Source organism: Janthinobacterium sp. UMAB-60 (genome assembly GCF_900095235.1).
In the GTDB taxonomy this organism is placed as follows: Bacteria; Pseudomonadota; Gammaproteobacteria; order Burkholderiales; family Burkholderiaceae_D; genus Janthinobacterium.
Window position 1 is genome coordinate 34,980 of the sequence record NZ_LT607496.1, and the last position, 20,063, is coordinate 55,042.

Annotated in this window: 21 protein-coding genes and 2 tRNA genes; 11 read left to right on the forward strand and 12 right to left on the reverse strand. The window is 63.8% G+C overall.

From position 1 onward, the window contains the following. The 3 genes from K0F86_RS21670 to K0F86_RS21680 all read left to right on the forward strand — a co-directional run. Positions 1 to 1,919 (forward strand): sulfite reductase flavoprotein subunit alpha (locus K0F86_RS21670; protein ID WP_257572295.1); only part of this gene is annotated, 1,919 nt, incomplete at its 5' end. 135 nt (positions 1,920 to 2,054) lie between these two features. Next, positions 2,055 to 2,240 carry a hypothetical protein gene (locus K0F86_RS21675; RefSeq protein ID WP_219136259.1) on the forward strand — a complete coding sequence of 62 codons (186 nt, stop codon included), beginning with the start codon at positions 2,055 to 2,057 and terminating at the stop codon, positions 2,238 to 2,240. A 150-nt stretch (positions 2,241 to 2,390) separates the two neighbouring features. Further along, positions 2,391 to 2,546, forward strand: a complete 156-nt coding sequence (locus K0F86_RS21680) for a hypothetical protein (protein WP_219136260.1) — start codon at positions 2,391 to 2,393, stop codon at positions 2,544 to 2,546. Here K0F86_RS21680 and K0F86_RS21685 read toward each other — a convergent pair. Beyond that, on the reverse strand, positions 2,543 to 2,680 hold the full coding sequence (locus tag K0F86_RS21685) for a hypothetical protein (RefSeq protein ID WP_219136261.1): 138 nt from the start codon (positions 2,678 to 2,680) through the stop codon (positions 2,543 to 2,545). The genes K0F86_RS21680 and K0F86_RS21685 overlap by 4 nt on opposite strands. 75 nt (positions 2,681 to 2,755) lie before the next feature. On the opposite strand from K0F86_RS21685, the gene K0F86_RS21690 reads away from it, so the two are divergent. Next, positions 2,756 to 3,154: a bacteriohemerythrin gene (locus K0F86_RS21690; protein WP_219136262.1), complete on the forward strand. Its 399-nt coding sequence runs from the start codon at positions 2,756 to 2,758 to the stop codon at positions 3,152 to 3,154. 2 nt (positions 3,155 to 3,156) lie between these two features. Here the strand turns inward: K0F86_RS21690 and K0F86_RS21695 are convergent, their stop codons facing one another. Continuing rightward, positions 3,157 to 3,978: a hypothetical protein gene (locus K0F86_RS21695; protein ID WP_219136263.1), complete on the reverse strand. Its 822-nt coding sequence runs from the start codon at positions 3,976 to 3,978 to the stop codon at positions 3,157 to 3,159. Between the two features lie 325 nt (positions 3,979 to 4,303). Between K0F86_RS21695 and K0F86_RS21700 the strand changes: the two genes are divergently transcribed. Continuing rightward, on the forward strand, positions 4,304 to 6,538 hold the full coding sequence (locus K0F86_RS21700; RefSeq protein WP_219136264.1) for a TonB-dependent siderophore receptor: 2,235 nt from the start codon (positions 4,304 to 4,306) through the stop codon (positions 6,536 to 6,538). A gap of 9 nt (positions 6,539 to 6,547) precedes the next feature. Here K0F86_RS21700 and K0F86_RS21705 read toward each other — a convergent pair whose 3' ends face one another. Continuing rightward, positions 6,548 to 7,306: a nucleotidyltransferase domain-containing protein gene (locus K0F86_RS21705; protein WP_219136265.1), complete on the reverse strand. Its 759-nt coding sequence runs from the start codon at positions 7,304 to 7,306 to the stop codon at positions 6,548 to 6,550. A gap of 93 nt (positions 7,307 to 7,399) precedes the next feature. On the opposite strand from K0F86_RS21705, the gene K0F86_RS21710 reads away from it, so the two are divergent. Continuing rightward, positions 7,400 to 7,966: a methylated-DNA--[protein]-cysteine S-methyltransferase gene (locus tag K0F86_RS21710; protein ID WP_219136266.1), complete on the forward strand. Its 567-nt coding sequence runs from the start codon at positions 7,400 to 7,402 to the stop codon at positions 7,964 to 7,966. A 58-nt stretch (positions 7,967 to 8,024) separates the two neighbouring features. Next, positions 8,025 to 8,399 (forward strand): DUF1294 domain-containing protein, encoded by a 375-nt coding sequence (locus K0F86_RS21715; protein WP_219136267.1) that lies wholly within the window; start codon positions 8,025 to 8,027, stop codon positions 8,397 to 8,399. Between the two features lie 15 nt (positions 8,400 to 8,414). On the opposite strand, the gene K0F86_RS21720 is transcribed toward K0F86_RS21715, so the two are convergent. Next, positions 8,415 to 9,143, reverse strand: a complete 729-nt coding sequence (locus tag K0F86_RS21720) for a hypothetical protein (RefSeq protein WP_219136268.1) — start codon at positions 9,141 to 9,143, stop codon at positions 8,415 to 8,417. A gap of 159 nt (positions 9,144 to 9,302) precedes the next feature. Here K0F86_RS21720 and K0F86_RS21725 point away from each other — a divergent pair, with 159 nt between their 5' ends. Then, complete coding sequence (locus tag K0F86_RS21725) at positions 9,303 to 9,485, forward strand: hypothetical protein (RefSeq protein WP_219136269.1); 183 nt, start codon at positions 9,303 to 9,305, stop codon at positions 9,483 to 9,485. On the opposite strand, the gene K0F86_RS27860 is transcribed toward K0F86_RS21725, so the two are convergent. From K0F86_RS27860 to cydD, 6 genes are all read right to left on the reverse strand, one after another. Next, a complete protein-coding gene (locus K0F86_RS27860) occupies positions 9,463 to 11,028 on the reverse strand; it encodes a methyl-accepting chemotaxis protein (RefSeq protein ID WP_306823218.1) in 1,566 nt (521 codons plus the stop codon). The genes K0F86_RS21725 and K0F86_RS27860 overlap by 23 nt on opposite strands. Before the next feature lie 406 nt (positions 11,029 to 11,434). Continuing rightward, positions 11,435 to 11,560 carry a cytochrome bd-I oxidase subunit CydX gene (gene cydX, locus K0F86_RS21735; RefSeq protein ID WP_070258990.1) on the reverse strand — a complete coding sequence of 42 codons (126 nt, stop codon included), beginning with the start codon at positions 11,558 to 11,560 and terminating at the stop codon, positions 11,435 to 11,437. Positions 11,561 to 11,582: 22 nt separating this feature from the next. Continuing rightward, a complete protein-coding gene (gene cydB / locus K0F86_RS21740; protein WP_219136270.1) occupies positions 11,583 to 12,737 on the reverse strand; it encodes a cytochrome d ubiquinol oxidase subunit II in 1,155 nt (384 codons plus the stop codon). Between the two features lie 13 nt (positions 12,738 to 12,750). Next, a complete protein-coding gene (locus tag K0F86_RS21745) occupies positions 12,751 to 14,328 on the reverse strand; it encodes a cytochrome ubiquinol oxidase subunit I (RefSeq protein WP_219136271.1) in 1,578 nt (525 codons plus the stop codon). Between the two features lie 121 nt (positions 14,329 to 14,449). Next, positions 14,450 to 16,132 carry an amino acid ABC transporter ATP-binding/permease protein gene (locus K0F86_RS21750; protein WP_219136272.1) on the reverse strand — a complete coding sequence of 561 codons (1,683 nt, stop codon included), beginning with the start codon at positions 16,130 to 16,132 and terminating at the stop codon, positions 14,450 to 14,452. Further along, a complete protein-coding gene (cydD, locus tag K0F86_RS21755) occupies positions 16,129 to 17,829 on the reverse strand; it encodes a thiol reductant ABC exporter subunit CydD (protein ID WP_219136273.1) in 1,701 nt (566 codons plus the stop codon). Before cydD ends, K0F86_RS21750 begins: the two co-directional genes overlap by 4 nt. 117 nt (positions 17,830 to 17,946) lie before the next feature. Here cydD and K0F86_RS21760 point away from each other — a divergent pair, with 117 nt between their 5' ends. The 3 genes from K0F86_RS21760 (at position 17,947) to K0F86_RS21770 (ending at position 19,678) form a co-directional block, all read left to right on the forward strand. After that, the gene (locus K0F86_RS21760; RefSeq protein WP_242428456.1) at positions 17,947 to 18,519 is read left to right on the forward strand and encodes a GbsR/MarR family transcriptional regulator; all 573 of its coding nucleotides are present in this window, start codon (positions 17,947 to 17,949) and stop codon (positions 18,517 to 18,519) included. Positions 18,520 to 18,795: 276 nt separating this feature from the next. Then, complete coding sequence (locus K0F86_RS27700; protein WP_257572296.1) at positions 18,796 to 19,371, forward strand: PEP-CTERM sorting domain-containing protein; 576 nt, start codon at positions 18,796 to 18,798, stop codon at positions 19,369 to 19,371. A gap of 127 nt (positions 19,372 to 19,498) precedes the next feature. After that, positions 19,499 to 19,678: a hypothetical protein gene (locus K0F86_RS21770; protein ID WP_219136274.1), complete on the forward strand. Its 180-nt coding sequence runs from the start codon at positions 19,499 to 19,501 to the stop codon at positions 19,676 to 19,678. 70 nt (positions 19,679 to 19,748) lie between these two features. Here the strand turns inward: K0F86_RS21770 and K0F86_RS21775 are convergent. Together K0F86_RS21775 and K0F86_RS21780 are read right to left on the reverse strand one after the other, a co-directional pair. Further along, positions 19,749 to 19,823: transfer RNA gene (locus K0F86_RS21775), tRNA-Arg, on the reverse strand. 94 nt (positions 19,824 to 19,917) lie between these two features. Continuing rightward, positions 19,918 to 19,994, reverse strand: a tRNA-Pro gene (locus K0F86_RS21780). Positions 19,995 to 20,063 lie beyond the last annotated feature (69 nt).

A 20,063-nucleotide genomic window follows, 5' to 3' on the forward strand; every position in this document is an offset into this window, starting at 1 on the left:
GCACCTGGCTGACCTTCGATCCTGCATTGAAAGGCCGCTCGTTTTTGTGGAATCTGCACGCCGTGGCCGGCACCTGGTGCCTGGTCGTCTACGTGGCGCTGACCCTGACGGGCATTTACTGGAGCTATGACGTGGTGCGCGACAATATCGATGCCTGGGCCGGCAAGCCCCCACGGGTGGCGCAAGCGCCGGGCAAGAAAGGTGCGCCGAAGGCGTCATCGCCCGCCGTCGACATCGGCCTGGCCTGGAGCAGCTTCCAGCAACATGCCCCCGGCTGGACCCTGGCCACGCTGCGCCTGCCCGCGCGCCCCGGCGACGCCGTGCAATTCACGTGGCTGGCCAGCGACGCCCCGCACGAGCGGGCGCGCAGCCGCATGAGCATTGCCCCGGCCGACGGCGCGCTCACGGAAAACGCGCCGTACAGCCAGCAGGCGCTCGGTTCGCGCCTCGTCAACATCATTTATCCGCTGCACATGGGCACGTATTTCGGCTTGCCGGGCCGCATCATCGTCACCCTGGCCAGCCTGGGCCTGCCCCTGTTCGCCATCACGGGCTGGATGTTGTACCTGGGCCGCCGCAAGGCCAAGCGAGCTGTGCAGGCGCAACGCACCCTGCTGGGCAGCGGCGCGCCGGGCCAGGCGGACACGGGCTTGCCCACTCTGGTGGCCTACGCCAGCCAGTCGGGCCAGGCCGAGCGCCTGGCGCTGGAAAGCGCGCGCGCCCTGCAGCAGGCGGGCGTGGCCGTCGACGTGCAGTCGCTGGACCGCTTTGATCCCGCGCAATTGCGCCAGTACGAGCGGGCCCTGATCGTCGCCAGCACCTTTGGCGAAGGCGAGGCGCCGGACGGCACGCGCCGCTTCGCGCGCCTGTTGCAACACACGTCGGGCACGCCGCTGGCCGGCCTGGAAGTGGGCATGCTGGCCCTGGGCGACCGCCATTACAGCGACTTCTGCGGCTTCGGCCATGCGCTGGAGCGGCAATTGCGCGCGCTGGGCGCCACGCCATTGTTCCCGCTGATCGAAGTGGACAAGCAAGACCCCGCCGCCCTGGCCGACTGGTCGCAAGCGCTGGCCCGTTGCAGCGGCAGCGCCATCGACGCCATCGGCGTGCAGGAAGAAGCGTCGTACGCCGAGTGGCGCCTCGCGCGCCGCGTGCTGCTGAACCCTGGCAGCCTGGGCGGCGAACTGCATGAAATCACCTTGACGGGTCCGGCCGGCGCCACCTGGGAAGCGGGGGCGCTGGCGGAAATCATCGCTTGCAACGCGGACGGCAGCGAGGGTGACGCGCAGGGTGAGCATAAAGTCCAGCATGCGCCGCGCAGCTACTCGCTCGCTTCGCTGCCGTCCGATGGCGAACTGCAGTTGCTGGTGCGCCAGGAGCGCCATGCGGGCGAGGAAAACGACGGGTACGGCATCTGTTCCGGCTGGCTCACGCGCTTCGCGCCGCTGGATAGCACCATCCGCCTGCGCCTGCAAGCCAATCCCGCCTTCGCGCCCGCCCTGACCGACGTGCCCTGCATTTATATCGGCAATGGTTCCGGCCTGGCCGGCCTGCGTGCGCACCTGCGCGCGCGCCAGCGGGCGGGGCTGGCCCGTAACTGGCTGCTGTTTGGCGAACGGCAGCAAGCTTTTGACAGCGTCTGCGGCGCAGAGTTGCAAGGCTGGCTCGACGCTGGCCACCTGGCACGACTGGACCGTGTCTTTTCGCGCGATGGTGAAACACGACAATACGTGCAGGACCGCCTGCGCGCCAGCGCGGATGAACTGCGCGACTGGCTGGCGCACGGCGCCATCGTCTACGTGTGCGGCAGCCTGCAAGGCATGGCGGCAGGAATCGATGCTGTGCTGCAAGAAGTCCTGGGCCAGGAAGGCCTCGACGCCCTGCTGGCGGCGGGACGCTACCGCCGCGATGTGTATTGATCTGCCTCAGCACATGGTCAGCGCCGCCCGGCTATGTGGGCGGGCGCACAGTCAGCGCCAGCCATCGGACTAGAGTGGGGACATCGCGGCATGGCGCCCTGCCCGCCGCGCCACCCACTGTCTGCGAGGCACCCCATGAAAAACCCCTGGATGAGCATGTACCTGAGCGCCGCCAACCGCATCGCCAACACGGCGCGCGGCCACGCCACGGCCGCCGTCAAGCGCGAAGCGGCGAAAAATACGCGGCAGTTGACGCAAGTGTGGTTCGATTCCTTCCTGCCCCCGGCAGGCAAGCCGCGGCGCAGCCGCAAGGCCAAATAAGCCCCTGGCAACAGGCGAACTGGTGCGGTGCACCACAGCAACTAGTTGAAGTTTCAATCAGATGAACTAAACTGCAAGCATGGTAGTACATAGGAAGTGACCGGCAGGCGCCGCATCCCCGCGCCGCCACCGGGACACCGGGAGACGACCATGTTGACGCTCAAAGTGCTGGCCTGCCTTGCCCTGTCGGCCTTGCTGCTCGTGCCCCTCGTACTGCGCGACGCGATGCAGACGTCGGCCGGGCAGCAGCTGCAAGTACCGAATGTAGACGCACAAGCTCTCTGGGCCCGCTGGCCCAAGCATTAAAAAGCGCGGCGGCACTCGGTAACTCGGCGCATCATTAAAACCGCTTTATTGCGGATGGTGATTTGTTCCCCGTTTCCTTCATTTCTCAGTGCCTCAACCTTCCCCCTCTTCACCATAATTTTGATCCAGGTCATGGATTTCCCCCTTCGCTGCGTCCACACTGGAACAGTCCGCTTCGCATCGCGACGGACTTAACCGGGAGCATCGGCATGGGTATATCGGCTTGGAAAGACGAGATGGCGCTGGGCGTTCCCGCCATCGACGAGGCGCATGAGGCGCTGTTTCAGGAGCTGGCGCGGCTGGGGCAGTTGAGCGACCAGCATTTCAGCGTGGCGTTTCGTGAACTGATTGCGGCCGTCGAGCGCGATTTCCGCGAGGAAGAGGATTTGATGGAACAAATCGGTTTTCCCTCGCTGGCGAATCACCGGGAACAGCATGCGCGCGTGCTCAGCGGCTTGCACCATGCGTGGGCCGCCGTCGATGAAGGCGACCTGGAACAGGGACGCCATGCGCTGTCGCTCCTGCCGCAATGGCTGATCTTCCACCAGGCCACCATGGACCTGGCCCTGGCGGCCGCCCTGGAGCTGGTGCAGCGCCAGCCCAACTAGATCTACAGCAGCAGCACCGTGGCCTGCTCGGGCAGGACGACGCGGTAGTGTCCCGGGTATTTGTCTTCGCCGTCGAAAATCTTGCAAAACACGGGCTGATTGATGTCGTTGACGGCCGGCTCATTCATGGGCAAGGTGGCGATCATTTGCTCGCCATCCATCAGCTGCAAGGCACTGCCCCGCTCGGTCGCGCAAAAGGCCAGCGATTGCACATCGCTGGCGAACGGCCGCTTGTACCACGGCGTGATGGCCCGCACGGCGCGACGGGCGTCGCGCAAGACTTGCCCCACGCGCGTGACATTCCACGCATCGCGCGCCACGGACGGCTGGAGCACGATATTTGCCGTCAGCTCGCCCCTGCCCTTGTTCACCAGGAAAATGCCATCCTGCGCGGCGATGTCGTCGTTGAGCGGCACGACAAACACGCCGCCGGCGGATACCTTGATCGGCACGGGAGTGCCATTGCCTTGCAGGGCCACGCGCACATCGTCGATGGTGGCGCTGAGCTTGGCGGGAATCAGGCGCAGGGCCATGACCACGCTGCCGCTCGACACTTGCCACACTTTCCTGGCCGTCAGATAACTCTCGCGGTACGCCGTGAAACGGATGCGCGGCGCCTTGGCGTCGCTGTTGGCCGTGACCGTCACCGTTTGCGGGGGCAAGGCGTCCTCCGCTGGCGCAACGGGCGGCGGCACGGCATCGGTAACAGGCGGCACGCTGGCACTCTGCAGCGGCGCGGGAACAGCCGGCGGCGGCGCGTGTTCCTGGGCCTGGCCCAGCGACACGACACACAACCATCCGGCACAAGCGATCCATGTACGCATGCATTTCTTTCAATGAGGAAAATATTTTATCAGCGCCTGCATTATCGCAGAAGGCCGGACGATGCGCCTCCATTGGCCTGCCGCACTCTTTTGGTGCACACGCTTGATTATTTGGCAAATACCACCTATATTGATAATGATTCTTATTCACGAAAGTGAGTGGAATCGCGCGCCCTTCTTTTCCACTGCCCGACCGCGCCGGGCCTTGCGGTGGAACTGCTATCCAAGCCAGACCACGGGCCAGCGTCATGCCATCCCCCCAGCTACTGCGCACCTCGCCAGACGAGATAGGAACACACACGACTAAAAATACTCCAGGAAAATAATGCAATCGACCACCGCCTTCCCTTCTTCGCGCCAGCCCGTCTTGCGCCCCCTGCCCCGTCTATTACACATCAGCCTGCTTAGCCTTGCCGCTGGCGTGGCCCTGCCGGCACAGGCCGCCGATGCCGCCGCGGCCGACGTGACCATGCCGGCCGTCACCGTGACAGGCCAGTCGACAGCGACGGCGGAAGGCACGCAATCGTACACGGCAGGCGAAGCGCGCAGTGCCACGCGCATGGACCTGTCCTTGCGCGAGACGCCGCAATCGGTCAGCGTCATCACGCGCCAGCTGCTCGACGACCTGGGCGCCGTGCGGCTGGACCAGGCGCTGGCGCAGACGACGGGCATCCAGGTGAACCAGAACGACACGGAACGCACGACGTTTAGTGCGCGCGGCTTCGGCATCAACAATATCCAGATCGATGGCATGGCGCGCGGCGGCAATGCGCCATTGCAAGACACCATCCTGTACGACCGCATCGAGGTGGTGCGCGGCGCCACGGGCTTGATGGGCGGCACGGGCGACCCCTCGGCCACCATCAACATGATACGCAAGCGGCCGACGAAAACCTTCCAGGCCAGCGCCGGCCTCATCATGGGCCGCTGGGATGACCAACGCTTCGAAGCCGACCTGTCCACGCCCCTGAACGCGCAGGGCAGCGTGCGTGCGCGCACGGCCCTGGCCTGGCAAAAACGCGATTCCTACCTGGACATGTACCACGAGCGCAAGACGGTCGGCATGCTCATCGTTGAGGCGGACTTGCGTCCCGGCACCCTGCTGACGGCCGGCGTCGACTTCCAGGACAACCAGCCCACAGGCGCCACCTGGGGCGCCGTGCCCTACTGGAACGCGGATGGCAGCCTGGCCAACTTGCCGCGCAACACCAGCTGGACGGCGCCATGGAGCACCTGGGCCAACAAGCAGCACACGGTATTCACGTCGCTGGACCAGCGCCTGCCCGGCAACTGGAATCTGCACCTCGGCTATGCGCGCACGGAAAGCACGAACCGCACCACCGTTCTCTATGCGGGCAAAGGTTATCCCGATCCCGCCACCGGCGCAGGCATGGAACTGTGGACGGGCGCCTGGGGCGCGGGCAAGAACACGGACGACAATTTCGACGTGTACGCCAGCGGTCCCTTCACCTTGCTGGGGCGCAAGCATACGGCCATCGTCGGCTGGAACGGCGGCAACCAGCGCGCCCGTTCGCTGGGCGGCAAAGCGGAAATCAATTACTCGAAATTCCTCCCCGATTACCGCAGCTGGACGGGCAACATTCCCCGCCCCGTGTTCCACCCGGACGGCTCGCACACGGAAACCGTGACGCGCCTGGCGGGCGGCTATGTGGCCACGCGATTGAGCCTGGCCGACCCGCTGCATGTGATCATCGGCGCGCGCAGCAGTACTTACCGCACGGACACGCGCAGCTACAACACGCAAGGCGCCTACACGGGCAGCGGCGACTTCGTGGAAACGCGCAATGAAGTCACGCCGTATGTGGGCGCCGTGTTCGACATCAACAAGCAATATTCGGCCTACGCCAGCTTTACGCAGCTGTTCAACCCGCAATCGAGCAAGGACCGCAACAACCAGTTCCTGGCGCCGGAAACGGGCGACAATGCGGAACTGGGCATCAAGGGCGAATTTTATGAAGGCAAGCTGAACGCGTCGGCCGCCCTGTTCCACACGAAGAAAAAGAACATGGCCGAACTGGACCGCACGGTACCGCCCGGCTTTCTGCTGCCCGACGGTGGCCAGGCCATGGTGGCCAATGGCGCCGGCGTGACGGCCAAGGGCGTCGAGTTCGACGTCTCCGGCCAGATCACGCCTGCCTGGGAAGCGAGCGGCGGCTATACCTATCTGCACGCGGCCGAGGCCGACGGCCGCCGCGCCGTCACCACGCAGCCGCGCCACTTGCTGCGTCTGGCCACCAGCTACCGCTTCGACGGCCGGTTCACGGGCTTGAAAGCGGGCGCCAGCATGACGGCGCAAAGCGCCACCTACAGCGAGTCGTGGTACGGCCGCCCGCCATCGGGCGAGATGACGAATATCCCGCAGGCCGGTTATGCGCTGGTCAACGCCATGGCCAGCTATGCCCTCAGCCGCCACGCCAGCGTGCAGCTGAACGTGAATAACTTGCTCGATAAAAAGTACTACCGCAACGTGGGCTTCTTCGACGGCGTGTTCTGGGGTGAGCCGCGCAACATCAGCCTGGCCGTGCGCACGGCGTTTTAAGCGCGACCATCACACTGGCGCGCTGCGCCAGTGTGCGGGCGCGGGCAGGCAGAAGCCATGCAGCAAGGGTCCGCCCACAGGCGCCAGCACGGCGGCGGCGACGTGCTCGAACGCGCGCTGGCCCGCCGGCAAATCGCTGGCGAGCAGGCGCAAGGCCCCGTCCAGTTGCCCGGCGATGGCCGCGTCAAATGCCTGCAGGCAGCGGAACAGGTGCTTGCCGCCGCCACTCCATTCGCCGGCCGCGCGCAGGTGCAGGTCGGCCAGCGCTTCGTACAGCTGGCAAGCGACGGCCAGCGCCTCGCCCGGGTGCCGGCTGTCGACCAGGTCTTCCAGCGCGGTGGTGATGGCGTAGCGCCGGCGCTGCAAGTTCTCCGCGTCGAGCACGGGCGGCCCGGCTGCGGCGATGGCTTGCGCCAGCGCGTGCAGCCGGGTGCAGGCGTCGCTGGCTGCGACGATGTTTTCCCCTTCCACCACCATCATCGCCAGCGGCACCGTGCCTCCCGGTGCATCCATTTCCTTGCAAAAATACGTGAACGTGGCCAGGTCGTGCGCGAACAGTTCCACCGTGCGCCCTTCGGCCGCGATGGTCGAGCGCCAGGCGCAGTCGACGTGCTCGAACAGCAGCAGCAAATCGATATCGGAAGTGGGCGTTTGCCGGCCCGTGGCAAACGAGCCACCGATGATGGCCGCCACGGCCGTGGGATAGCGTTCCTGCACCAGCCGCACGGCGATCGCGCGGATAGCGTCATAAGTGGGGATCGTCGTCAAAGCCAGTGCTCCATGCCGAAAACGCTATCCTACCTGCAATATGCGTGCGGCCGCCAGCCTGCTACACTGGCGCTCTCCGATCAAGGAACCAACATGGAATACGACTGCATCGTGGTGCCCTCGCCCGTGGGCGAGCTGACCCTGGTGGCGCGCGGCGCGGGGCTGGCCGCGATTTTGTGGGAAAACGACAAGCCCAACCGCGTGCGCCTGGGCGCGATGCGCGTCGATGACGGTTGCGCCGTGCTGCTGGAAACGGCGCGCCAGTTGGTGGAATATTTCGCCGGCACGCGCCAGCAATTCGACGTGCCGCTCGATTTTGCCGGCACGCCATTCCAGCAGGAAGTCTGGCGCGCGCTGCTGACGATACCGTACGGCCAGACGCGCAGCTATGGCGAGATCGCGCGCCAGATCGGCCGCCCCGCCGCCGTGCGCGCCGTGGGCGCCGCCAACGGCAAGAATCCCATTTCCATCATCGCCCCCTGCCACCGCGTCATCGGCGCCACGGGCGAGTTGACGGGCTTTGCGGGCGGCCTGCATGCGAAGGAAACGTTATTGGCGCTGGAAGGTATTTCCTTGTCCAGCGACCGCGAAGCGCTGAAAACGGGCCACGCCCGCCGCCGCGCCGTGCACATCGATACGGCGCAAGGCTGTTTATTTTAGGCGGCGGCATCATTCCCCGTGTGGGATACTCACGCCCTCGCTCAAAACCACACATCCTATGCCCTACCTTGTCATCCTGTTCTTTGTCGTACTGTATTTACTGGCCACGTTCTTTTTCCACATCCCCGTCCTGGTCGCCCTCGTGTATGGCGTGCTGAGCCTGAGCTGCTTCGTTGCCTATGCGATCGACAAGTCGGCCGCCAAACAGGGACGCTGGCGCACCTCGGAACGCACCTTGCTGCTGTTGGGACTGCTGTGCGGCTGGCCGGGCGGCGTGCTGGCCCAGCAATGGCTGCGCCACAAGTCCAGCAAGCGTTCGTTCCGCATCCTGTTCTGGATCACGGTCGCCCTCAATATCGGCGCTTTCGTATATTTCAGCATGCATTACGCGGCGCCCGATATCGGCACGGACGTCGCGCCGATCGAGCTGTAAAAACTGTCCTGCCCTTCACTCGCCCAGCAGGCGCAGCGACTCCAGCCAGTCCGCCTTCCATTCGCGCAGCAACGGTTGCGTGGCGAACGCCTTCTTCAGGTGCGCCATCGGCACGCGATGCACGTCGTGCAAGCCGAACGCCAGGGTCACCGGATGCCACAGGTGGCTGTTCTTGCCGCCGCGTGAATTCTTGCGCACGCGCGCGCCATCGTCGCCAAAGATGCCCACGCCGCTGGCCATGCCCTTGTCCAGGTCGACCTTGCCCACGCCGGCAAAGGCAAGCAAAATCTGCTCGCGTCCCAGGCCCTTCAGGGCGCTGGGCAAGACAAACGGCGCTGCCTTGTCAGCTCCGGCTTCCGGCTCGGCCGGCTGCGGGTGCTGCAACTCCTTGAGCAAGCGCAACAGATCGCGCTCCTGGAAGTGCAAGCCGTCCAGCGGCACGCGCAAGCCCTGCCCTTTCAGTTCGATGGGAAGATTGCCCGAATCGCGCGTAAAACGCAGCCACACGTCGTCCGCACCCGAAGCCAGGTGCTGCTTGTCCTCGACAAACACGACGGGCGCCGCATAGCGCGTCACGCCATCATGGAACAGCTCGGCCCAGGCGTCGCTGTAATCGAGCCAGACATATGGCAAGCCGCCCTGCTCGAGCAGGCGCGCCAGGGTCCACGGCGTGCCCGTCTGTTGTGCCAGCCAGGCACAGGCGTCAAAGGCGGTGGCGCGGTACGGCAAAGGAAGGGAAGTCATGGCGGTTCCGTCGATAAAAGTGGAGCGCAGTGTAGCAGACGCCGCCATCCTCCCCTTGGGCAGGCGCAGCGGGCGCGCTGCGCGATGTGCTAGGATGGAAACATCAGCACGTGCCACGACCATTCCGGCCGGGTGGCACACCACCGCAAGGGGATGACCATGCATTCGAGCACCAACGCCGCCACCACGCCCGCCCCGCCACCGGAGCGCGATTCGCCCACGCCGGCCAGCGAAAGCCATGCCGAGCAAGCGCTGGATGAAGCGCTGAAGGAAAGCTTTCCGGCCAGCGATCCGATTGCCATTGCCATCCCCAAGCCGGTCAGCAAGACGCCAGCAGTTTAAACACGCGCACGTCCTGCATCATACTGTTCGCCTGCTCCTGCATGCTGGCCGCTGCCGCTGTGGCCTGTTCGACCAGGGCGGCATTCTGCTGGGTCACCGCATCCATCTGACTGATGGCCTGATTCACCTGTTTGATGCCGTCGCTTTGTTCGTGGCTGGCGACGGCGATTTCCCCCATGATGCCCGCCACCTGCTGCACAGAGGAGACGATTTTCTGCATCGTGCCGCCAGCCTCATCGGCCAGATTGCTGCCAAGCTCGACTTTTTCGACCGACTCGGCAATCAGCTGCTTGATCTCTTTGGCGGCGCTGGCGGAACGCTGCGCCAGGGCGCGCACCTCCGATGCGACGACGGCAAAACCGCGCCCCAGTTCACCGGCGCGCGCCGCTTCGACAGCCGCGTTCAGGGCCAGAATATTGGTCTGAAACGCTATGCCATCGATCACGGAAATGATCTCGACGATACGCTTCGAGCTATCCTTGATGGATACCATGGTCGCGACGACACGCTCAACCACTTTCCCGCCCTGCACCGCGACCGCTGACGCCGACAAAACCAGTTGATTGGCTTGCTGGGCGCTTTCGGCATTCTGCTGGACAGTGCTGGTTAACTGCTGCATCGCCGACGACGTTTGCTCCAGTGCACCGGCCTGTGCCTCCGTTCTGGCCGAGAGGTCCATATTTCCTGCAGCAATTTCCTGCGAGGCAGTCGAAATGGTTTCAGTCCCGCCACGCACACGGCCCACCGTATGACGCAGGCTCTCCGTCATGCTTTTCAGAGCACTCATCAATTCGCCCGGCTCGTCGCGATAGTCGGTCGCGATTTGGCTGCGCAGGTCACCGGATGCGACAATGCGGGCCACCTTCACGGCATCCTGCAGTGGCCTGGTAATACTCTTGCTAATGAGCACAGCCACCGCAATCCCAATGCCCAGCGAGAGCAGCAGTATCGCCAACAGCAAGCTGCTCGCCACCGTGATGCGCGCGCCCGACTCCGCCTCTGTCGCCGACGCGCGTTGGGTGGTCATCTCTACCAGTTGCTTGATGGCCTGCAGATGCTGGGTGTAACTGATCGTCATTTCTTTCATCGCAACAGTAGCGCCAGCCTTATCCTGTGCCTCTATTGCGGGGATGAACTGTTGCAGTGCCGTCGTATAGAAGGCCTGTGCCGGCGCATGCGCCTTGTTCAGCAACAGCCCGGCGATATCGGCATCCAGTGTCGCGCCCTTCCAGAATGCATGGCGCTCATCGTAATCATGTTTGAGCGTTTTAAATTGTGCGATCAACTGCGCCTGTTCGGCACGATCCTCGGTCGCCAGCAGCTGAAAACTGACCAGATAGGATTCCAGTATGTACTCCGGCGGTGGCAACACGTCCGCAATCAGATCCTTGCTTTGCACAATTTTCTGATAGACCGGACCGTTCACTTTCCATTCTTGCAGAGTCTTGAACGACCATAGGCCATAGAGGATGAAGCCAGCTGAAAAGATCACAATCAGCACAGCTAAACGGTGCGATAGTTTGAGTACTCGTAACATATTCATGATGTTTCCTTATATTAGCTGTGCTTGCATCTGGTTCAGCTACGGAGTAACACTGCTCGCGCATGTATGGCAGGCGATCATTCGAAGTCCGATATATGATTAAAACGGTATTTAATTTTTATAAGAGGCAACTTATTCTACATCGAATTTATGAAAATTCAACGAAAAATTAATTAAATTAACAAAAACAAAAAAAATAAAACAAAATACATAAATTTATGTCGTGAATCTCTATCCGCATGGCGACGAGTTCTATGTTGCTTGCACAACAAAGCGATCCTTTCTTCAGCGCATTCTTATTGCTGTGGTTGCTTTCCGGACATCCGTGAACAAGCATAAAAAAACCCCGCCGGGCAGCGATGGTAAAACCATCGCGCCGGGCGGGGCCAGTCAAGCCGACACGCGCCTACTTCGGCGTGTCACGGTATTGCTCCGGCGTCGTGTCGCCGTCGGCAATTTCATACCACATCGCATTGAGCACGGCGAACGTCGCCGCCAGCGGAAGACCCAGTATCCAGGCGAAATACCACATAGTTAGTTCCTTTCCTTAATTCTTAGTAAGCGTGACCGCTGTCGTCCTGGATGGCTTTTGCATCAACCTTGCCCCACAGTACTTTATATACCCAGGTCGTGTACGCCACGATGAGGGGAATGAAGACGGCCGTGACGACCAGCATGATGAACAGGGTCATGTGGCTGGACGAGGAATCCCACACCGTCAGGCTGGCGCGCGGGTCGATCGACGAGGGCAGAATGAACGGGAACATGGCCGCGCCCACGCTGAGGATGATGCCGGCGATGGCAGCCGCGCTGGCCAGCAAGGCAGGCACTTCGCGGCGCGCGCGCAGGAAGGCAAACGCCAGCAGGGGACCCAGCAAGCCTATCGCAGGGGCGATCCAGGTCCACGGATGGGCGGCAAAGTTGAGGAACCAGGCGCCCACGTGCACTTCTGCCGTTTTCAGCATGGGGTTCGACGGACCGTCGACGACGACGGCGCTGGTGACACGGTAGCCATCGACCCACAGCCACAGGGCCACGCCGGCGGCCGCATACAGCACGACTGTCGCGATCGCCGCCACGCTGCCGTAGCGGCGCGCACGGTCAGCCACGGCACCGTCCGTTTTCAGCTGCAGCCAGGTGGCGCCGTGCATCACCAGCATGGCCACCGAGACGAGGCCGCACAGCAAGGCGAACGGGTTGAGCAGCGCAAAGAAGGTGCCGTCATAGAAGATGTGCATGTCTGGCGAGAAACGGAACGGCACGCCCTGCAGCACGTTGCCGATCGCCACGCCGCAGATCAGGGCCGGCACGAAGCCGCCCACGAACAGGGCCGCATCCCAGCGGGCGCGCCAGCGCGGATCTTCGCGCTTGCTGCGGAACTTGAACGCCACGGGACGCACGATCAGCGCCACGAGGATGACGAACATGGCCAGGTAAAAGCCCGAGAACGAGACGGCGTACAGCTGCGGCCAGGCGGCAAAGATGGCGCCGCCACCGAGGATCAGCCACACCTGGTTGCCTTCCCACACGGGACCGATACTGTTGATGACGACGCGGCGTTCCAGGTCCGTCTTGCCGACAAAGGGCAGCAGGATACCCGTGCCCAGGTCGAAGCCGTCCGTGATGGCAAAGCCCACCAGCAAGATGCCGATCAGCAGCCACCAGATCAGGCGCAGTGTTTCGTAAGAAATCATTTCATGCAAAATCATGGTCTGGCCCTCCTTAGGCGCGTTGAGTATGAATGGCTGCGGCCGCTGGCACGGGGGCCGGCGCCGTCTCTTCCGGCCCCTTGCGGATGGCCTTGAGCATCAGCTTCATTTCGATAATCAACAGCACGGTGTAGATGGCGGCAAAGCCGGCAATGGTGATGAGCAAGGTCGTCGCGCCCAGGTTCGAGACCGCCACGGCCGTCGGCAGCACGCCTTCGATGACCCATGGCTGGCGGCCCACTTCAGCCACGATCCAGCCCGCCTCAATCGCCACCCACGGCAGCGGGATGGCGAATACGGCCAGCTTCAGCAGCCAGCGGTGCTTGTCCAGGGTGCGGCGCGTCGACAGGATGAAGAACGTGCCAGTCAACAAGATAAAGAACATGCCCAGGCCCACCATCACGCGGAAGGACCAGAACAAGGGCCCCACGGGCGGCACGGTATCGAGCGCGGCCTTGCGGATCTGCTCGGGCGTGGCCTGGCGCGGATCGTCGACATAGCGTTTCAGCAGCAAGGCATAGCCCATGGACTGGCCTTTCGACTCGAACATATCCTTCGCCTCCTGCGGCACGGGCGCGCCCGGCGCCACGCCGCGGATGGTTTGCAGCGCGTCGTACGCCTTGATGCCATCCTGGATCAGCAGTTCGCCGCGGTCGACCAGTTGCTCGATGCCGGGGATTTCCGTCGTCAGCGAACGCGTGCCGATCAGGCCCATCACCATCGGAATGTGCACGGCGTAATGCGTCTCGCGCGCTTTCGCGTCGGGGAAGCCGAAGGCCGTGAAGGCGGCGGGCGCCGGCTCCGTGGTCCACATGGCCTCAATCGCGGCCAGCTTCATCTTTTGATGTTCCGACGACAGGTAGCCGCTTTCATCACCGAGCACCACCACCGACAGGCTGGCGGCCAGGCCGAACGAGGCGGCCACCGTCATCGAGCGCTTGGCCAGCTGCACGTGGCGGCCCTTCAGCAGATACCAGGCGGAAATACCCAGCACGAAAATCGACGCGGCCGTATAGCCGGCCGACACCGTGTGCACGAATTTCGCCTGTGCCACGGGATTCGTCAGCACGGCGCCGAAATCGGTGATTTCCATGCGCATGGTCTGCGGATTGAAGGCCGCGCCGACGGGATTTTGCATCCAGCCGTTGGCGATCAGAATCCACAGGGCCGAGAAGTTCGAGCCGATGGCCACCAGCCAGGTGGTGACCAGGTGGCCCCGCTTCGACAGCTTGTCCCAGCCGAAGAAGAACAGGCCGACGAAGGTCGCTTCCAGGAAGAAAGCCATCAAGCCCTCGATGGCCAGCGGCGCGCCGAAAATGTCGCCCACATAATGGCTGTAATAGCTCCAGTTCATGCCGAACTGGAATTCCATGACGATGCCCGTCGCCACGCCCATGGCGAAGTTGATGCCGAACAAGACACCCCAGAACTTGGTCATGTCGCGCCAGATGGGGCGGTTCGTCATCACGTAAACCGTCTCCATGATGGCGAGGATCACTGACAGGCCGATCGTCAGCGGAACGAATATAAAGTGGTACAGAGCTGTCAGCGCGAACTGCAGTCTGGATAAAGCGACAATATCGAAGTCCATATGATTTCCTTGGTGTTTCCCTACTGTAATTGTAAACTTGGTATCAATCTGATGCTGTTTCGCTTGGCGCCGTTGTGGCAAAGCTGTCAGGCAGCGCCGCCTGTGTCTCTCCTATTGTTCTTCAATCGCCGCGCAAGCCGGCCAGCGCCGCCTCGAAGGCGGGTGTGCCACGGCGCGCGTCACCGACGATGCGGCCGTCGCGCAGGCTGACCAGCCGGTCCGCCTGCGCCGCTTCGCGCCGCAAGTGGGTTGCGATCAGCAAGCTGCGTCCTTCGCTGCGCGCACGCAGGCGCTGCAGGACGTCGATCGCCACCTGCGCATTCAGCGCTTCCGTCGCTTCGTCCAGCAGCCACAAGGTCGATGCGTGCAGGAACAGCCGCGCCAGCGCCAGCCGGCGCGCCTGTCCGCCCGACAAGCCCAGGCCGCCCTCGCCCAGCATGGTGTCCAGGCCACCCGCCAAGGCCCGCACTTCCTCCTCCAGGCCGGCCGATTGCAGCGCCGCCCACAGCTGCGCATCGCTGGCGGACGGGTCGGCCAGGCGCAGGTTGTCGCGCAGGCTGTCCTGGAACAATTCCGTCTTCTGCGTGAACAAACAGGCGCGACCCGCGTGCACCGTGCCCGACAGCGGCGCCAGCTCGCGCGCGGCGATGGCCAGCAAGGTGGACTTGCCCGCTCCGCTGGGGCCGATCACGGCCACGCGCTCGCCATCGGCGATATGCAGGGAAATATCGTGCAAGATGGCATTATTGCTGCCCGCATGCGCGGCGCTGACGTGTTCCAGGCGCAAGCCCGGTGCGGCGTCGACGGGCGGCGGAGGTACATCTTCTCCATCGAGGCGCGGCGCCAGGCGGCGCATGGCCAGCAGCATGCGGCCCGCTTCCAGCGCGCCACGGCGCAAGCCCGCAAACGGTTCCACGGCCGTCAGGGCGATCAGCAGGGCCAGCGCCGCCAGCGGCACGTTCAGCACCTGCTGCTGCACCAGCGCCGCCACGGCCAGCAGCACCGCTGCCAGAGTCGCGCTGCCGGCCACGCCATACGCGGCGCCGGCCGCCGTCTCCAGGCGCAGCAGGGCGAAATCGGCTTGCGCCAGCGAGCGGTCGATCTGTCCCAGCGCGGCGCACTGGGCGTCGATGCGGCCCGCCATCACCAGGTCCGTCTGGCCGGCCACCAGGTCGATGGTGCCGGAACGCAATTTTTCGATGGCGCGCGAGCGCACGATGGCGGGACGCCGGGCACGCTGCGCCACGAGCCAGCTGATGCCGCCGCCGGCGGCCAGCAGCCACGCGGCCAGGCCCAGGCCCAGCTGCCACTGCATCACGCCCAGCGCCACGCCGGCCAGCAGCGCTACGCACAGTGCCGTGAAGGCAGGCACCAGCAGGCGCAAATACAGCGCTTCGAGCGCGTCGATATCGGCCGTCAGGCGAAACAGCAGCTTGGCGGGCTGGCGCAGCAGGCGGCTGGCCGCTTCCGGGCGCGTCCAGCCGCGGAACAGTTGCACGCGGATGGCCGCCAGCGCGGCGAACGTGGCGTCGTGCGTGACGAGCCGCTCCGCATAGCGCGAGCCCGTGCGGCCGATGGCCAGCAGGCGGATGCCGGCCGACGGGCCGAACACGTCGAACAGCACGGCCGTGGAGGCATGCAGGCCGGCAATCGAGGTGGCGGTAATAAACCAGCCGGACAAGCCCAGCAAGGCCATGCCGGCCACCGCCGTCAGGGCCGCCAGCAAGGCGCCCCCGATCAGCTTGCCGGGTTGCGCCAGCAGCAATTGCCGCAGGACGGGGTTCGATATGAGGGAAGTGTTCATGCCGGCTGTTCCTGTTCGTGCTCCTGTGCCTGCGCCCGGACATCGACCTGCACCGTGCGCTGCAGCCGGCCAGCCAGCACGGGGTCGTGCGTGGCGACGAGCATCGTCTTGCCCTTGGCCAGTGCCAGCAAGGCGTCCGTCACGCGCGCCGCCGTTTCACTGTCCAGGTGGGCCGTCGGTTCATCGACCAGCAGCAAATCGGCATGCGGATGCAGGGCCACGCGGGCCAGGGCCAGGCGCACGGCTTCGCCGCCGGACAAGCCCTGGCCGCCATCGCTGAGCATGATGGCCGGCTGCGCCTGCGCCACGCTAGCCAGGTCGGCCAGATGCAGCGCCTGCGCCACCTGCGCCGCGTTCGCGCCAACGCGGCCCAGGGTGACATTCTGGCTGACGGAGGCGGCAAACACGTGCGGACGCTGGCCCATCCAGGCCATGCGCTGGCGCAATGTATTGACGCTGCTGTCGGTCAGGCGCACGCCGCCGATGCGTATCTCTCCACCGCTGGCGGGCAGCAAGCCGGCCAGCAAGGATAGCAAGGTGGTCTTGCCGGCGCCGCTGGCGCCCAGCAGGGCCACGTGTTCGCCGGCGCGCACCGTCAAGTCAAAGCCGTCGAATACGGGCGCTTCGCCAGGGTGGGCAAAGCGCAGTTCACGGATGTCGATGGCCGGTGGTGGTGCCACCGCCATGGCGGCGGCGGAAACGGCGGCAACTTCCACGCCGGCACCAGGCAGGGCGACGCCCTCGCCCGCCAGGTCATGCAGGCCGGCCAGGCCCGCTTCGCCGGCCGCCTTGTCGTGCCAGACGGCGGCCAGTTCGCGCAAGGGTTCGAAGAATGCGGGCGCCAGCAGCAGGATGAACAAGCCCTGCCCCAGCGTCAGTTCGCGGCCCCAGGTGCCGAAATTGATGCTGCCCAGCAAGGAGAACCCGATAAACGCCGCCACCATGGCCACCCCCAGCGCGGAAAACAGTTCCAGCACGGCGGACGACAAAAAGGCGATGCGCAGCACCACCATCGTGCGCCGGCGCACGGATTGCGACGAGGCATCCAGCCGCGCGGCCGTGGCGTCGACGGCGTCGAGCGCGCGCAGGGTGGCCAGGCCGCGCAGGCGGTCCAATAGAAAGGCGTTCATGCTGCCCATTTCCACCATCTGCGCGCGGCTGGCCGCTTGCGCGCCCATGCCCACCAGGGCCATGAAGACGGGAATCAGGGGCGCGGCGATGAGCAGGATCAAGGCGGCGATCCACGACAGCGGCGTCACGACGGCGAGGATCACGAGCGGCACGGTGAGCACTTTCCAGCGCGCCGGCTTGTAGCGCACCAGATACGGCACGATGGCTTCGGCCTGCTCGGCGATGACGCTGGCCGCCTGGCCCGACTGCGCGCGCTGGCGGTCCAGCGGCGAACGCTGCGCCAGCGCTTGCGCCACCTGGGCGCGCAAGGTGCTCAGATGGGCGCGCGCCGCCGCGTACATGCGCCGCGCGCCCCACGCTTCACCGCTGGCGCGCAGCACGCCCAGCAGCAGCACGCCAGCGGCCGGCAACAGGGCCGCGCGCCACGGTGCACCATCGAGCATGGCTTGCACGGCCCAGGCCAGCAAGGCCGCTTGTGGCAGCCACAACAAGGCGGCGCCGCCTTGCGCCAGGCTGGCGGCGCGGGGGAGGATAAAGCGGGGCAAAGACAGTGGCGTGGTCGGCATCTCTATACTTTTTGAGTTTTCAGAATTTTCTGTAAATTCGATTTTTTGTATAATACTGCGAAACATGACATATATCAATTGACCCTGCGGGTGTGGCGTGAAAAAATTCAGATAATTATGAAAACTCAAAATATCCACATGACGCCGCTGATCCTGACCTTTGTCAGCCATTTCGGCGAGATGGGCAGCCGCTGGGGCTTTAACCGTACGGTGGGACAAGTGTACGCCTTGTTGTTTGTCGCGGAGCATCCTTTGCACGCGGACGAAATCGCGGAACACCTGAGTTTTTCACGCTCGAACGTGAGCATTGGCTTGAAGGAATTGCAGGGCTGGGGCTTGATCCGCCAGTCGCGCATTCCCGGCGACCGGCGCGAGTATTTTTCGTCTCTGGGCGATGTGTGGCAAATCTTCCGCGTGGTGGCCGCCGAACGGCGGCGTCGCGAAGTGGCGCCCACCCTGACGGTGCTGCGCGAATCGCTGCTGGCGCCGGCCACGGAACCCGTGGACCAGTATGCGCAGGAGCGCATGCGCGAAATGTATGAATTGGTCGACCTGGCCAACACCTGGTTCGACGACTTGCAGCGCCTGTCGCCCGAATCGATGGCGCAGCTGATGAAAATGGGCGCCAAGGTGCAAAAATTGCTCAACGCCAAGGACCGCCTGTTTGGCGTCAGCAACAACAACGACTGAAGCCTCCTCCTGCCTCCCCCTCTGGCACCAAGCGGCGTGTCCTCTCACGCCGTTTCTGATCGCCGCGAGCACTCTCGCTAGCACAGCCATAAATAGGCGTATGCGATATTATCAAATAAATCAATAGAATTATTTAAATTGCATTGATTTGCATCGAGACTAAGCTTGCATATGCGTACTCACGCAAAGGCGATCGGGCGACAAAATGACCTCCCTGACAGGATGGCGCGCGCCCTGAAGCCATGAAATGCCTTCAATAAAACAAAGGGGATTTTGATGAAAAGCATAACAAGCGTTGCCATACAGGCATCCATGCTGGCCGCCCTGACGGCCTTTGGGGACCTGGCACAGGCTGCCACATGGATCGACGTGGGTCCGGCCAGCGGTTTCGTCATCGCCAGCAGCGCCGTCACGTATTCACCATCGCCGGCACTGCAGGTGAAATATTATGACGATAATCTGGTGCCGCAGAGTCCTGTGGCCATCCAGGGTTACATCAATGGCGTGTTCGGCAGCAGTCTGGGCGCCGCCGTCTCGTTTTGCGACAACGCCACCTCGGGCTGCACTGCCGGCACCACGGCAGGCTTGAGCGGCGGCGTCAATTCGTATACGAGCGCGGCCGCCTATGACTATCTGGCCATCCACTTCGGCCAGGGCGAACTGGTGTTCCACTGGGCCGCACCTGTGGCCGCTGGCGCCACTTTCACGGTGGCGGGCCTGCCCAAGGATCTGAGCAACTACAGGGCCTTCATTTCCGCCGTGCCGGAACCTGAAACCTATGCCATGCTGCTCGCCGGCCTGGGCATGCTGGGCTTCCTGGCACGCCGCCGCCAGGGAGAGCAAGCCTCATAAATAAGCCTCATCACGGCAGCGGCATCTTTACGCCGCGCTTGCGGCGCCAGGCCCACTGTTTACACCATTTTTAGATCCCCCTCGCTATGCTCGACAGCATCAACCGCTGATCGACAAGGGAGATCTCATGCACGAACAACCGTTTCAGCCACGCGCGCGCAGCGTGATCCGCCAGCACTTGCCCGTGCGGGAACGGCTGCGTCTGGCCCGACTGGCCAACAGAAAAATCGTTTCGGTATGCTCGGCGCTGCTGTGCGCGGTGCCGCTGCTGTATTTGCTGAGCATGGTGCTGTTTGCGCAGCCTTAGGGCCGCGTGCTGACAGACAGGAAAGAGAGAAGTTGCGGCCGCATGGCGCAAGCCGTGGCCAGTATGAAACTGGTCCGCCCAGAGGGAATCGAACCCCCATTCACGGTTTAGAAGACCGTTGTCCTATCCGTTGAACGATGGGCGGAAAGGTGCAGTATTTTAATCTATGCGCGCCAGCAATGAAATGCCAGCGCGGAATAGAAAACGGGCTGTCATTTCTGACAGCCCGTTTATGACTTTGGTCGGAGTACAAGGATTCGAACCTTGGACCCCCTGGTCCCAAACCAGGTGCGCTACCGGGCTGCGCCACACTCCGAAGACAAGATAATAACGCCCCCATCCAATTTCGTCAATTGCCATAGACGAATTAGATGGAAATAACTAT